This window comes from Zobellella sp. DQSA1, from assembly GCF_041950555.1.
Classification (GTDB): domain Bacteria; phylum Pseudomonadota; class Gammaproteobacteria; order Enterobacterales; family Aeromonadaceae; genus Oceanimonas.
This window is the reverse complement of record NZ_CP169531.1, coordinates 2,828,534-2,842,557: the sequence shown is the minus strand read 5'-3', so window position 1 is coordinate 2,842,557 and position 14,024 is coordinate 2,828,534. Positions and strand designations below refer to the sequence as shown.

Annotated in this window: 12 protein-coding genes and 1 pseudogene; 10 read left to right on the top strand and 3 right to left on the bottom strand. The window is 59.6% G+C overall.

Annotation, left to right across the window (positions count from 1 at the left end):
• Positions 1-64: 64 nt before the first annotated feature.
• Both ACEVBK_RS13695 and ACEVBK_RS13690 read right to left on the bottom strand, forming a co-directional pair.
• Positions 65-520 (bottom strand): NUDIX hydrolase, encoded by a 456-nt coding sequence (locus ACEVBK_RS13695; protein ID WP_375055478.1) that lies wholly within the window; start codon positions 518-520, stop codon positions 65-67.
• A gap of 5 nt (positions 521-525) precedes the next feature.
• Positions 526-1,098, bottom strand: a pseudogene (locus ACEVBK_RS13690) (pseudouridine synthase); the annotation flags it as partial.
• Positions 1,099-1,500: 402 nt separating this feature from the next.
• Between ACEVBK_RS13690 and icd the strand changes: the two are divergent.
• Positions 1,501-2,754, top strand: coding sequence for an NADP-dependent isocitrate dehydrogenase (gene icd / locus ACEVBK_RS13685; RefSeq protein WP_375055477.1), 1,254 nt, complete (start codon positions 1,501-1,503; stop codon positions 2,752-2,754).
• Positions 2,755-2,946: 192 nt separating this feature from the next.
• Here icd and map read toward each other — a convergent pair whose 3' ends face one another.
• Positions 2,947-3,732 (bottom strand): type I methionyl aminopeptidase, encoded by a 786-nt coding sequence (gene map, locus ACEVBK_RS13680; RefSeq protein WP_375055476.1) that lies wholly within the window; start codon positions 3,730-3,732, stop codon positions 2,947-2,949.
• Positions 3,733-4,062: 330 nt separating this feature from the next.
• Here map and rpsB point away from each other — a divergent pair, with 330 nt between their 5' ends.
• The 9 genes from rpsB to bamA all read left to right on the top strand — a co-directional run bounded on the left by rpsB (position 4,063) and on the right by bamA (position 13,999).
• Complete coding sequence (gene rpsB, locus ACEVBK_RS13675) at positions 4,063-4,788, top strand: 30S ribosomal protein S2 (RefSeq protein WP_375055475.1); 726 nt, start codon at positions 4,063-4,065, stop codon at positions 4,786-4,788.
• A gap of 108 nt (positions 4,789-4,896) precedes the next feature.
• Complete coding sequence (tsf, locus tag ACEVBK_RS13670; RefSeq protein ID WP_375055474.1) at positions 4,897-5,775, top strand: translation elongation factor Ts; 879 nt, start codon at positions 4,897-4,899, stop codon at positions 5,773-5,775.
• 70 nt (positions 5,776-5,845) lie between these two features.
• Positions 5,846-6,574 (top strand): UMP kinase, encoded by a 729-nt coding sequence (gene pyrH / locus ACEVBK_RS13665; protein WP_375055473.1) that lies wholly within the window; start codon positions 5,846-5,848, stop codon positions 6,572-6,574.
• 165 nt (positions 6,575-6,739) lie between these two features.
• Complete coding sequence (gene frr / locus ACEVBK_RS13660; RefSeq protein WP_375055472.1) at positions 6,740-7,297, top strand: ribosome recycling factor; 558 nt, start codon at positions 6,740-6,742, stop codon at positions 7,295-7,297.
• A gap of 74 nt (positions 7,298-7,371) precedes the next feature.
• Positions 7,372-8,142, top strand: coding sequence for a polyprenyl diphosphate synthase (uppS, locus tag ACEVBK_RS13655; protein ID WP_375055471.1), 771 nt, complete (start codon positions 7,372-7,374; stop codon positions 8,140-8,142).
• Positions 8,143-8,158: 16 nt separating this feature from the next.
• On the top strand, positions 8,159-9,013 hold the full coding sequence (locus tag ACEVBK_RS13650) for a phosphatidate cytidylyltransferase (RefSeq protein ID WP_375055470.1): 855 nt from the start codon (positions 8,159-8,161) through the stop codon (positions 9,011-9,013).
• A gap of 2 nt (positions 9,014-9,015) precedes the next feature.
• Positions 9,016-10,206, top strand: a complete 1,191-nt coding sequence (gene ispC, locus ACEVBK_RS13645) for a 1-deoxy-D-xylulose-5-phosphate reductoisomerase (protein WP_375055469.1) — start codon at positions 9,016-9,018, stop codon at positions 10,204-10,206.
• On the top strand, positions 10,206-11,555 hold the full coding sequence (gene rseP, locus ACEVBK_RS13640; protein ID WP_375058575.1) for a sigma E protease regulator RseP: 1,350 nt from the start codon (positions 10,206-10,208) through the stop codon (positions 11,553-11,555). Before ispC ends, rseP begins: the two co-directional genes overlap by 1 nt.
• 29 nt (positions 11,556-11,584) lie before the next feature.
• On the top strand, positions 11,585-13,999 hold the full coding sequence (bamA, locus tag ACEVBK_RS13635; protein WP_375055468.1) for an outer membrane protein assembly factor BamA: 2,415 nt from the start codon (positions 11,585-11,587) through the stop codon (positions 13,997-13,999).
• Positions 14,000-14,024: the final 25 nt, after the last annotated feature.

The following is a 14,024-nucleotide window of genomic DNA, read 5'->3' as shown; positions in this document are numbered from 1 at the left end:
AGGTTTCCGCTTGGGGGAATGCAGGCGAGCCGCCTGCATTCCGGGAACGGGGCTTGCTGGTGAACTACAGCGGGGGCTTTACGCTCTTCAACGCGGTGACGGGAAACCGTTCGCCGGCGAGGTAGTCCCGAAACGAGGCGAGCACCAGCGGGCTGCGCAACTGCTCGCCCATGGCTTCAATTTCGGCCAGGGTCAGCCAGTGGCAGCGGATGATATCGCCGTCGGGATCCTGCGGATGGGTGGCCAGCGGCGCGGATACCTCCACGCAGAAGGTAAAGCGCACAAAGTGTTTGCCGTTGTCCGGCGCCTGGTACTGGTACACGGCTACCGCCTGCAGGATAGGCAAGGCAAGGCCGGTTTCTTCCAGCAACTCGCGGCGGGCGCCGTCGAGCAAGGTTTCTCCCGGTTCCAGGTGGCCGGCGGGCTGGTTGAACATGACACGGCCCTGCTGCCACTCTTCCACCATCAAAAAACGATCGCCGGCGCGGACTATCACCGCCAGGGTCACTGCATGGCTCATACTTTTCTCCATTGTCCGGGTTGCAAATCGCCCAGGGTCCAGTTACCCATGGCATAGCGGATCAGCCGCAGGGTCGGAAAGCCGATATGGGCGGTCATGCGCCGGACCTGGCGGTTGCGTCCTTCCACTATCTTGATTTCCAGCCAACTGGTGGGGATGGCCTGGCGCTCGCGGATGGGCGGGACACGGGGCCAGATGGTCGGATCCGGCATCAGCCGCACCAGGGCCGGCAGGGTGGGGCCGTCGTTCAGGGTTACGCCCTGGCGCAATCGCGCCAGATCGGCCTCGCCGGGAATACCTTCCACCTGGGCCCAATAGGTCTTTTCGGTCTTGCGCCCGGGGTGGGTCAGGCGAGCATTCAGGGCGCCGTCGTTGGTCAGCACCAAGAGGCCTTCGCTGTCCCGGTCCAGCCGGCCGGCAGCATAGATATCGGGTACATCCACGAAGTCGGCCAGGGTTTGGCGACCCTGGCCGTCGGTAAACTGGCACAGCACCATATAGGGTTTATTGAACAGCAGCGTGGTCGGCGGTCGGGTAGACTTTGGTCGGGGAGCGGGACGGGGTTTTCTGGCTTTCATGGCAAAAAGGCTGAAGAAACAGGAACTTCAGCATAGCAAACTCCACCGCCGGCGGCTAACGGCAGTGCACCGGAACTGTGACTGGGCCAATATTAATGGCTGGATCTTTAACCTATGATGCCAGTGCAGTGCCGGACAGGGAGCCGAGGCTGGGTGGTCGATTGAAATCGACCCTGCCGTCCTCCCCCTTCCAGTAAAGGCGGAAATCCAGATCGTAGGGTCGAATTTATTCGACCGGATGGGGGTTAGGATGGTCGATTGAAATTGACCCTAAATAGCTGTTCCGAATGGTAGATCAATCAAGACAACAGGCGGTGCCCGGCCGATGTAGCACCATTGGGAGCGGTTATTTAGCACCCGCCGCAATCAATACAAAACACACAAACAAGCCAGGAGAAAGCGATGACTTCAAAAGTGACGGTGCCAACGGAAGGACAAAAAATCACCCTGGATGCGAGCGGCAAGCTGGTGGTACCGAATGATCCCATTATTCCTTTTATCGAAGGCGACGGCATCGGCATCGATGTCACCCCGGCGATGAAGGCCGTGGTGGATGCCGCCGTGGCCAAGGCCTACGACGGCGAGCGCCAGATCAACTGGATGGAGATCTACACCGGTGAAAAATCCACCCGGGTTTACGGCGAGAACACCTGGCTGCCAGAAGAAACCCTCGACGTTATCCGCGATTACCATGTGGCCATCAAGGGCCCGCTGACCACCCCCGTGGGCGGCGGCATCCGCTCCCTCAACGTGGCCCTGCGCCAGGAGCTGGACCTGTACATTTGCCTGCGCCCGGTGCGTTATTACCAGGGTACCCCCAGCCCGCTGAAGCAGCCCGAGCTGACCGACATGGTGATCTTCCGCGAGAACAGCGAGGACATCTATGCCGGCATTGAATGGAAAGCCGGCAGCGCCGAAGTGCAGAAGGTGATCGACTTCCTGCGGGAAGAGATGGGGGTGCAGAAAATCCGTTTCCCCGAAGATTGCGGCATCGGTATCAAGCCTACCTCCCGCGAGGGGACCCGCCGCCTGGTACGGGCCGCGCTGCAGTATGCGGTGGACAATGAACGTGACTCCCTGACCCTGGTGCACAAGGGCAATATCATGAAGTTCACCGAAGGGGCTTTCAAGGACTGGGGCTACGAACTGGCGCGGGAGGAGTTCGGCGCCGAGCTTATCGACGGGGGGCCCTGGTGTTCATTTAAAAACCCCAAAACCGGCAAGGAGATCGTGGTCAAGGACGTGATCGCCGACGCTTTCCTGCAGCAAATCCTGCTGCGCCCGGCGGAATACGATGTGATTGCCTGCATGAACCTGAATGGTGATTATATTTCCGACGCCCTGGCGGCTCAGGTGGGGGGGATCGGTATCGCCCCCGGCGCCAATATCGGTGATGGCGTGGCCCTGTTCGAAGCCACCCACGGTACGGCGCCCAAATACGCGGGGCAGGACAAGGTCAACCCCGGCTCGCTGATCCTCTCCGCCGAGATGATGCTGCGCCACCTGGGCTGGACCGAGGCGGCAGAGCTGATCATCAAGGGCATGGAAGGGGCCATCGCCAACAAGACGGTGACCTACGACTTCGAGCGCTTGATGCAAGGCGCCACCCTGCGCAAATGCTCCGAGTTCGCCGAGGATATCGTCGCCAATATGTGAGGCCTGGAGGCCGGGACTGGGGATTCTCCTTACTCCCCGGTCACGCTTCAGGGGCCGGTTTTAACTGCACAGGAAGGCCGGCGGGCCGCCCGCGCTCCAGAGGGCGGCACTTGCTTGTGGGCAAAGCGAGGGCGACCATTGCCTCACGCCTCACGCCTCACGCCTCACGCCTCACGCCTCACGCCTCACGCCTCACGCCTTGATAATACGTGGCAGGTTATCGTCCTGGCGCAGGGTCAGGACTTCGCAGCCGTCCTCGGTCACCAAAATGGTGTGTTCGTACTGGGCCGAGAGGCTGCGGTCCTTGGTGACCACCGTCCAGCCGTCGCCCAGCATCTTGCTGTGGCGTTTGCCTACGTTGATCATCGGCTCTATGGTCAGACACATGCCGGCCTCCAGCACTTCACCGGTGCCTGGCTTGCCGTAGTGCAGTACCTGGGGCTCTTCGTGAAATTCACTCCCTATGCCGTGGCCGCAGTATTCCCGCACCACCGAGTAGTGGTGGGCTTCCGCATGTCGCTGGATGGCGGCGCCGATGTCGCCCAGACGTACCCCGTGCTTTACCATTTTTATGCCAATTTCCATGCATTCCTGGGTGACCCGGCACAGCCGCTCGGCCATGATGCTGGGCTTGCCCACCAGGAACATCCTGGAAGTATCGCCGTGGTAACCGTCCTTGATGACGGTGATGTCGATGTTGACGATGTCGCCGTCTTTCAGCTTTTTGTCGGACGGAATGCCGTGGCAGATCACATGGTTGACCGACGTGCAGATGGACTTGGGAAAGCCGTGGTAGTTCAGCGGCGCCGGAATGGCCTGCTGTTCGTTGACGATATAGTCATGGCAGATCTGGTTCAACTCGTCGGTGGTGACGCCGGCCTTGACGTGGGGCTCGATCATCTCCAGCACCTCGGCGGCCAGGCGGCCAGCCACGCGCATCTTTTCTATTTCTTCCGGGGTTTTTATGACTATGCTCATCAAACTCGTCTCTGTGGTTTCGGCGCCCGGTTCTGTCGCGTCTGTTTCGCTCGGGGCGGCTCGGCCATGGCCGTTAAAGGGCCAAAAGTGTAACCCCAAGCGTGCTTAACTTCCAGTGGCGGTCTTGCCATGAATCGTGGCTCGTGCTGGCGTGCGGCCGGGTTTCATGGTATAAAGCGCGCCGTGACAGCCATGCCTGCGGCCTGGCCCGGTCACGATACATTCACTTTATTTAACACACACACACATCGGCACATGCTCCAGGGTGCCTTCGGGTCGGAGCCATGGGATGTGTGGAGGCCTAACCCAATACATTTATTAGAGGAAATCATGGCACAAGTATCTATGCGCGACATGCTGAAAGCCGGCGTTCACTTCGGTCACCAGACCCGTTACTGGAACCCCAAGATGAAGCCCTTCATTTTCGGCGCCAGCAACCGGGTTCACATCATCAACCTGGAAAAAACAGTACCTATGTTCAACGACGCCCTGAACTACCTGGGCAATGTTGCTTCCAAAAAAGGTAAAATTCTGTTTGTTGGTACCAAGCGCGCAGCCTCTGAAGCCGTTAAAGAAGCCGCTACCAAGTGTGATCAGTTCTATGTCAACCACCGCTGGTTGGGTGGCATGCTGACCAACTGGAAAACCGTACGTCAATCCATCAGCCGCCTGAAAGAGCTGGAAATCCAGTCTCAAGACGGTACTTTCGACAAGCTGACCAAGAAAGAGGCGCTGATGCGTACTCGCGAAATGGAGAAGCTGGAGAAGTCCCTGGGCGGTATCAAGGACATGGGCGGTCTGCCCGACGTGCTGTTCGTCATCGACGCCGATCACGAGCACATCGCCATCAAGGAAGCCAACAACCTGGGCATTCCTGTGGTTGCCGTAGTGGACACCAACTCTAACCCGGACGGCATCGACTACATCGTTCCCGGTAACGATGACGCCATCCGCGCCGTTCAGCTGTACCTGAACGCCGCTGCTGACGCTGTGACCACCGCCCGTGCACAAGACTTGGCCGTGCAAGCCGAAGACAACTACGTCGTTGAAGAATAATAAAGTCTGAGCGAACCGCTCGAGCCTTTATTAACCATACGCAAGTAATGGGTTAACAGGGGCCTTGTGCCCCTGTTTTCTTGTAGACCAAGACCGAGGAAATGAGACATGGCAACTATTACCGCCGCCCTGGTAAAAGAACTGCGTGAGCGCACTGGCGCCGGCATGATGGATTGTAAAAAAGCCCTGACCGAAGCCAATGGCGACATCGAGCAGGCCATCGAAGACATGCGCAAGTCCGGCCAGGCCAAAGCCGCCAAGAAAGCCGGCCGTATCGCCGCCGAAGGCATCATCCTGGTTCGCCAGGCCGGCAACACTGCCGTGATGATCGAGCTGAACAGCGAAACCGACTTCGTTGCCAAGGACGCCGGTTTCCGCGCCTTCGGCGACAAAATTGCCGATATCGCCCTGGCCAACAAAATCAACGACCTGGACGCCCTGAAAGCGGCCGAGTATGAAAACGGCGAGAGCGTGGAAACCACCCTCACCAACCTGATTGCCAAGATCGGCGAGAACATGAGCCTGCGTCGTGTGGTGCTGGTGGAAGGCGACAACCTGACTACCTACCTGCACGGCACCCGCATCGGTGTTATCGTCAACCTGAAAGGCGGTGACGAAGAAGTGGCCAAAGACGTGGCCATGCACGTGGCTGCCTGCAGCCCGCAGTTCGTCAAGCCGGAAGACGTATCCGAAGACGTGGTGGCCAAAGAGCGTGAAATCCAGGTGGAAATCGCGATCAACTCCGGCAAGCCGAAAGAGATTGCCGAGAAAATGGTCGAAGGTCGCATGAAGAAGTTCACCGGCGAGATCTCTCTCACCGGCCAGCCTTTCGTCAAGGATCCGTCAGTTTCCGTTGCCGACGTACTCAAGCAGAAAAGTGCCGACGCCCTGGGCTTCGTGCGTTTCGAAGTGGGTGAAGGTATCGAGCGTAAAGAAGAAGACTTCGCTGCCGAAGTTCAGGCGCAAATCGCTGCCGCCAAGGGTTAATCCCCGCTGTTTTAGTGCTATCCAGACCGCGACACCCGTCGCGGTCTTTCTATGACCAGGAATAGAAAGCATGAGTACCAATCCTAAACCCGCATACAGACGCATTCTTCTTAAACTGAGCGGCGAAGCGCTGCAAGGGGAAGAAGGCTTTGGTATCGACCCCGCCGTACTGGAGCGTATGGCTCAGGAAATCAAGGAGCTGGTTGAATTGGGCGTTCAGGTCGGTCTGGTGATCGGCGGCGGTAACCTGTTTCGTGGTGCGGGCCTGGCCAAGGCGGGGATGAACCGCGTGGTGGGCGACCACATGGGTATGTTGGCGACCGTGATGAACGGACTGGCCATGCGTGATGCCCTGCACCGTGCTTATGTGAATGCTCGCCTGATGTCCGCCATTACCCTGGAAGGCATGTGCGACAGCTACAACTGGGCGGAAGCCATCAGCCTGCTGCGCAAAGGGCGGGTGGTGATCTTCTCCGCCGGCACCGGCAACCCCTTCTTTACCACCGATTCGGCCGCCTGTTTGCGTGGTATTGAAATCGAAGCCGACGTAGTATTGAAGGCTACCAAGGTGGACGGCGTTTTTAGCGACGACCCCATGAAAAACCCCGAGGCCGAACTCCATCATCATCTCGGCTATGACGATGTCCTGGAACGGGAGCTCAAGGTGATGGATCTGGCCGCCTTTACCCTGGCCCGGGATCACAACCTGCCGATCCGGGTGTTTAACATGAATAAACCGGGTGCGCTGCGACGTGCCGTGATGGGGGAAACCGAAGGTACCCTTATCAGTCGCAAGTAAAAGCTTGTGAGGGGCGGTATCAGGCGTGAGGCGAACAGGCGACAAACCAATCCGGTAGCGCTTGTTTGATTTGTCGTAGGGTCGAATTTATTTGACCAAGGTGTGCTACTTCACTCCTCCCCCTTCACGCCTCACACCTTACCAAGGACAAAGAGGATAAAGACCGTGATTAACGAGATTAAGAACAGCGCCAAAGTGCGCATGGAAAAAAGCGTGGAAGCGCTGAAAACCCAGATGAACAAGGTGCGTACCGGCCGGGCCCACCCCAGCCTGCTCGATACCATCTACGTGGATTACTATGGTACTTCCACTCAGCTCAAGCAGGTCGGCAACATCACCACCGAAGACTCTCGCACCCTGGCGGTGACGGTGTTCGATCGCTCCATGATCCAGGCGGTGGAAAAAGCCATTATGAGTTCGGATCTGGGCCTGAACCCGGCCAGTGCCGGAACCACCATCCGTATTCCGCTGCCGCCACTGAACGAAGAGCGCCGCAAAGACCTGATCAAGGTGGTACGTCATGAGGCGGAACAGGGCCGGGTGGCCATTCGCAATATCCGCCGTGATGCCAATGGTGATCTGAAAGCGCTGTTGAAAGACAAGGAAATTTCCGAGGACGACGACCGCCGTGCCCAGGACGACATCCAGAAACTGACCGATCTCTACATCAAGCTGGTGGACGAAGCGCTTACCGCCAAAGAGAAAGAGTTAATGGAAATCTGATACTTACATCAGGTATAGTAGCCAACGCCGTGTAGCTGCCTGCACGGCGTTTGTCTTTGTGCAGGAGTGATTCAATGCCAACAACGGCAGCATTCGACGAGCCATCCCAGCTACCTCGCCACGTCGCCATTATCATGGATGGCAACGGCCGTTGGGCCGAGCAACGCGGAAAATTCCGGGTAAGCGGTCACAAGGCCGGGGTCAAAGCGGTACGAGAGGCGGTGACCTTTGCCTACAAGCTCAAGCTGGATGCCCTGACCCTGTTCGCCTTTTCCAGCGAAAACTGGCGTCGCCCCGAGGAGGAAGTCAGCGCCCTGATGGGCCTCTTCATCGCCGTATTGGGCTCCGAGGTACGCAAACTGCACCGCAACAATATCCGCTTGCGTATTATCGGTGAGCGCCATGCCTTCAGTGAGAACCTGCAGCGCAAGATTGTCGATGCCGAGATGCTGACTGCCGCCAATACCGGCCTCACTCTCAATATTGCCGCCAACTACGGTGGCCGCTGGGATATCACCCAGGCCTGCCGCCGGCTGGGGGAACAGGTGGCATCCGGTCTGCTGGCCCCTGCCGAGATTACCGAACACCATCTGGACAAACTGATGAACCTGGCCGAACTGGCACCGGTGGATCTGCTGATTCGCACCGGGGGCGAGCAGCGCATCAGTAACTTTCTGCTTTGGCAACTAGCCTACGCCGAGCTGTATTTTACCCCCGTACTCTGGCCTGATTTCGGTGAAGAGTCCTTCAGTGAGGCGGTGGCCGCCTTTGTCGGACGAGAACGCCGTTTCGGCTGCACCGGGGCGCAAATCCGCGCCCTGGTGGCCGAAAACAGTCAGCCATAACGAGAGAGGATATTTCTTGCTGAAGCTTCGAATCATCACGGCCCTGTGCCTTGTTCCCCTAGTGCTGGCCGCCATTTTTCTGCTGCCGTTGCCATTCTTTGCCTTGTTCGCCACCGGTGTCTTCCTGCTGGCCGGTCGCGAATGGGGGCGCTTTATCGATACTCAAAAAGCCAATGTAGTGATGGTGTCCCTGGCCCTGGTGCTGATTGGCCTGATGGCCATGGTGCCCATCGAACAGATCTGGGCGGCCGGGCTGCATGGCGGCATCGCCCTGGTACTCTACGGTGGAGCCGCCTGGTGGCTGGTGTCACTGGCGCTGGTCCTGGCTTATCCGCGCAGCGCCGCGTTCTGGCGCGATCATTTGTGGCTGAAGGCGTTATTTGCCCTGTTCAGCCTGATCCCCTTCTTCTGGGCGTTGCTGGTGTTACGCAGCTACCAGTACGAACAGAATCCCTATTTCGGCGCCTGGTTGCTGTTGTTCGTGATGTCGCTGGTATGGGCAGCCGATACCGGCGCCTATTTTGTGGGCAAGGCCTTCGGCAGGCATAAACTGTGCCCCAGGGTCAGTCCGGGCAAGACCATTGAGGGCATGCTGGGCGGGGTTGCGGCGGCCAGTGTACTGGCCCTGGTTGTGACCCGAGCCATGGCATTGCCGCTGGCGGAGAGCCTGGTGTTGCTGCTGGCCTCGGTGGTGGCGGTATTTGCTTCTGTGCTGGGCGACCTGGTGGAGAGCATGTTCAAGCGGGAAGCGGGGATGAAGGATTCCGGCCAGATATTGCCGGGCCACGGCGGTATCATGGACAGGATTGACAGCCTGACCGCCGCCTTGCCGGTCTTTATCGTTATCGTGCACTTACTGGGACGGGGCTGACCATGGAAATGCTGACCCTGCTTGGCGCCACCGGATCCATCGGCCAAAGTACCCTGGGGGTAGTGCGTCGTCATCCGGAGCGGTTCGGCCTGTTCGCCCTGACCGCCAGTCGCCAGGTGGAAAGGATGCTGGCCGACTGCCTGGAATTTTCCCCCCGCTATGCGGTGATGGCCGATGAAGGGGCTGCCCGCGAGTTGCGCCGATTGCTGGCGGAACGCGGCTGTGTCACCCAGGTGTTGAGCGGGAAGGATGCCCTGTGCGAGGTGGCGGCCGAACCCGAGGTGACGACCGTGATGGCCGCTATCGTCGGCGCCGCCGGTTTGCTGCCAACGCTGGCGGCGGTGCGGGCGGGCAAGCGGGTACTGCTGGCCAACAAGGAAGCCCTGGTGATGAGCGGCGAGCTGTTTATCGAAGCGGTGCACCGGCATGGTGCCCGGCTGTTGCCGGTAGACAGCGAGCACAACGCCATTTTTCAGTGTCTGCCCGTCGAGTTGCAGCAAAATCCGGGGCGGGGCAGCCTGATGGCGGCCGGCATCGGCAAGATACTGTTGACCGGCTCCGGCGGCCCTTTCCGTTACACTCCGCCGGAGGAATTGACGGCGGTGACACCAGTTCAGGCGGTGGCCCATCCCAACTGGTCCATGGGCCCCAAGATTTCGGTGGATTCGGCCACCATGATGAACAAGGGGCTGGAATACATAGAGGCACGCTGGCTGTTCAATGCACCGCCCGAGCAACTGGAGGTGCTGGTGCATCCCCAGTCGGTGATCCATTCCATGGTGCAGTACTCGGATGGCTCGGTCTTGGCCCAGCTCGGCCAGCCGGATATGATGACACCCATCGCCCATGCGCTGGCGTACCCGGAGCGCATCGGCTCGGGGGTAGCGCCGCTGGACTTTTGTCGGCTGGGGGAACTGACCTTTATGGCGCCGGACATGACGCGTTACCCCTGCCTGCAGCTTGCCATCGACGCTTGTGCGGCGGGACAAGGTGCCACCACCGCACTTAACGCCGCCAATGAAGTGGCGGTGGCGGCGTTTTTGGCCGGCGGGCTGGATTACATGGGAATTGCGGCGGTGAATGAGACGGTGGTGCAAAAGCTGGGTCTAATCAAGGTATGCAGCCTGGAAGATATCCTCGAGCTGGATGACCAGGCTCGTCGTAGTGCAACAGAGATAATCAGGAGACGATGATGACCGGCGTATTGTGGAACCTGGGCGCCTTTATCGTCGCCCTCGGTATTCTGGTGGCAGTGCATGAATTCGGCCACTTCTGGGTGGCCCGGCGCAACGGCGTCAGGGTGGAGCGTTTTTCCATCGGCTTCGGCAAGCCGATTTGGCGCCGGATGGGGAAAGACGGCACCGAGTACGTGGTGGCCATGATCCCCCTCGGCGGTTACGTGAAGATGCTGGACGGCCGGGTGGACGAGATTCCTCCGGAGCAGCGCGACCAGGCGTTCGACAGCAAGTCGGTGTGGGCGAGGATGGCGATAGTGGTGGCCGGCCCCATGGCCAATTTTTTGTTTGCCATTTTCGCTTTCTGGCTGATGTTCGTGATTGGGGTACCGGCGGTGAAGCCGGTGCTGAACGATGTGACACCTGGCTCGCCGGCGGCCCAGGGCGGGTTGGCGCCGGGCATGGAAATCGTGGCCATCGACGGGCGTCATGTTCGTACCTGGGAAGACGTCAATTTTGCCCTGATCGGCCGCCTGGGAGACGCCCAGACCCGTTTCGAGGCGCAGGACAGTTACGGCCAGCGCCAGGAATTCCAGATTCCGCTCGAGCAGTGGCATTTCAATCCGGACGAAACCTCGCCCATCGCCGCCCTCGGCCTGGTACCGGAAGGACCACGGCTGACCCTGACGGTGGCCGAGGTGGTGACGGGCGGGCCGGCGGAGCTCGCCGGGGTGCAACCCGGCGATACCCTGCAGGCGGTGGGCGGTGAACCCCTGGTTCACTGGAACCAGCTGGTTGAACTGATCCAGTCGTCCCCGAATGTTTCGATGGAACTCCTGGTCGTGCGCGCGGGTCAGAGCTTAGGTTTGACCCTGACGCCGGAACGGCGCGAGAGTCGGGATCGGGTCATCGGCTATGCCGGTCTGGCGCCCGAAGTGTTGCCGGTGGCGGAGCAATACCGATTCGATCTCCGCTACGGCCCGTTGGAAGCCATCTGGGCCGGTACCAAACGGACTTGGGAGCTGACGGTGCTGACCTTTCAGATGATCGGCAAGCTGCTTACCGGTATTGTATCGGTCGACAACCTGAGCGGCCCCATCTCCATTGCCAAGGGGGCCGGGATCAGTGCCGAGTTCGGACTGGTGTATTTTCTCGGTTTTCTGGCTTTGGTCAGTGTGAACCTGGGCATTATCAACCTGTTGCCCTTGCCGGTACTCGATGGCGGCCACTTGTTGTTCTACCTGGTGGAAGCGGTCACTGGACGGCCAGTGCCGGAAAAAATACAGGAAATCGGTTTCAAGATTGGGGCGGCCCTGCTGATGTTGTTGATGGGGCTGGCGCTGTTTAATGATTTTGCTCGCCTCTAGGGCGAACGACACAAGGATAATGTCTAATAATGGCAGTTAAAAAAACACTTGCCGCTTCCTGCCTGCTGGGTGCCAGCCTGCTGGCCCAGGCGCAGAGCAGCATGACCCCTTTTGTGGTTCAGGATATCCAGGTCAACGGCCTGCAGCGCGTCACGCTGGGTGCGGCCTTGCTCAACCTGCCGGTGCGGGTGGGGGACGAAGTCGACGGCTCTCGCCTGTCCGAGGCCATCAAGAGTCTCTATGCTTCCGGCAACTTCGAAGATGTGCAGTTGCTGCGTGATGGCAACGTGCTGGTGGTCCAGGTGACCGAACGCCCCACCATTGCCGGCATCAGTTTCAGCGGTAACAAGGAAATCAAGGAAGAGCAGCTCAGGGAGAGCCTGGAGGGGGCGGGCGTGCGAGTCGGCGAGCCGCTGGATCGCACCACCCTGAGCTCGCTCGAGCAAGGCTTGGAAGATTTTTACTACGGCGTGGGCAAGTACTCGGCCCAGGTCAAGGCGGTGCTGACACCGCTGCCCCGTAACCGGGTGGATCTGAAATTTGAATTCGTGGAAGGGCCGGCGGCGGAAATCAAGCAAATCAATATCGTCGGCAACCGTGCCTTCAGCGAGGCGCAACTGCTGGCGCAGCTGCAGCTGTCCGACAGCGTGCCCTGGTGGAACTTCATGGCCGACCAGCGCTACCAGAAGCAGAAGCTGGCCGGTGATATCGAGACCCTGCGCTCCTACTACCGGGATCGGGGCTACCTCAAGGCCGAGGTGACCTCGACCCAGGTGTCCATGTCGCCGGACCGGGAAGGGGTCTATATCACCCTGAACGTGGAGGAAGGGGAGCAGTACCGGGTATCCGGTGTGAGCCTGCGCGGTGATATGATCGACCGCAGACGCGAGCTGGAAGCCCTGGTGCCGGTACAGGCGGGCGATCTCTATTCCGCCGCCGACGTGGCGCACATGGAAGAGGTGCTGTCCAAGTTCCTGGGACGTTTCGGTTATGCCTATCCGCGCATCAGCACCTTCCCGCAAATCGACGAAGGCACCAAACAGGTGGACCTGGTGGTCAATATCGAGCCGGGCAGCCGGGTTTATGTTCGCCGCATCAACTTCAGCGGCAATATCATCACCAAGGATGAGGTGCTGCGCCGGGAAATGCGTCAGATGGAAGGCACCTGGCTGTCCAGTGAGAGCGTGGAGCAGTCCCGTACCCGTTTGAACCGGCTGGGCTATTTCTCCGATGTACAGGTGGAAACCCGCCGGGTGCCGGGAGAAGAGGATCTGGTGGATCTGGACGTGGCGGTCAAGGAGCAGCCGGCCGGCTCGATCAACTTCGGTGTGGGCTACGGTACCGATTCCGGTTTCAGTATCCAGGCCGGCCTGCAGCAGGACAACTTCCTCGGCACCGGTAACCGGGTGGGCATCAATTCCCAGATGAACGACTATTCCAAGGACGTGTCCCTGGACTATACCGATCCCTATTTCACCGTGGACGGAGTCAGCCTGGGCGGCCGCCTGTATTACCGCAAGTTCGAGGCCCGCAATGCCAACCTGGCGGACTACGACAGCACCAGCTACGGTGCCCGAGTATTGAGCGGTTTCCCGATCAACGAAACCAACAGCCTGAGCTTCAGCGCCGGTTTCGAACACAACACTCTGGGCAAGCCGGAAGAGAGCTATCTGCAACTGGACGATTTCTGGACTCTGCACGGTGAAAACGTCGACAGCAATAACGAAATCAGCTTCAACACCTTCGACCTCAGCGCCGGCTGGACCCGCAATACCCTGAACCGGGGCTTCTTCCCCACCGCCGGCAGCCGCCAGAGCCTGAACGCCAAGGTGACGGTACCGGGATCGGACTTGCAGTACTACAAGCTGGGCTTCGACGACGCCCATTACTTCCCGCTGGACCGCGACCATAACTGGGTATTGCACGGCAAGTTCCGCGCCGCCTACGGTAATGGCTATGGCGATGCCAGCGACGGCAGCCAGCGGCTGCCATTCTTCGAGAACTACTATGGCGGCGGTTTCAGCACCTTACGCGGCTTCAAGAACAACTCGGTGGGGCCCCGGGCGATTTACCCGGAAGGCACGGGGTTGCGTGGTTCCGACAGCTCCATCGGCGGTAATGCCCTGCTGGCCGGTTCGGCCGAGCTGATTGTGCCCACCCCCTTCGCCGGCGAGGATCTGCAGCGTTCGTTGCGCACCAGCCTGTTCGTGGATGTGGGCACCGTCTGGGATACCGAGTACTCGGCCTACGACCGTGACTGTGTCAGCGGTTGTGAGCTGATCTACGACTTTGGCTCCCTGTCCAACTTCCGGGCTTCCGCCGGGGTCAGCATGCAATGGCTGTCACCGCTGGGTCCGCTGGTGTTCTCCCTGGCCACGCCCATCAAGGAAGTGGAAGGCGACAGGACCGAAGTGTTCAACTTTAATATTGGCCGGACGTTCTAAACACGTGAGGTGCGGGCGGCTCGCC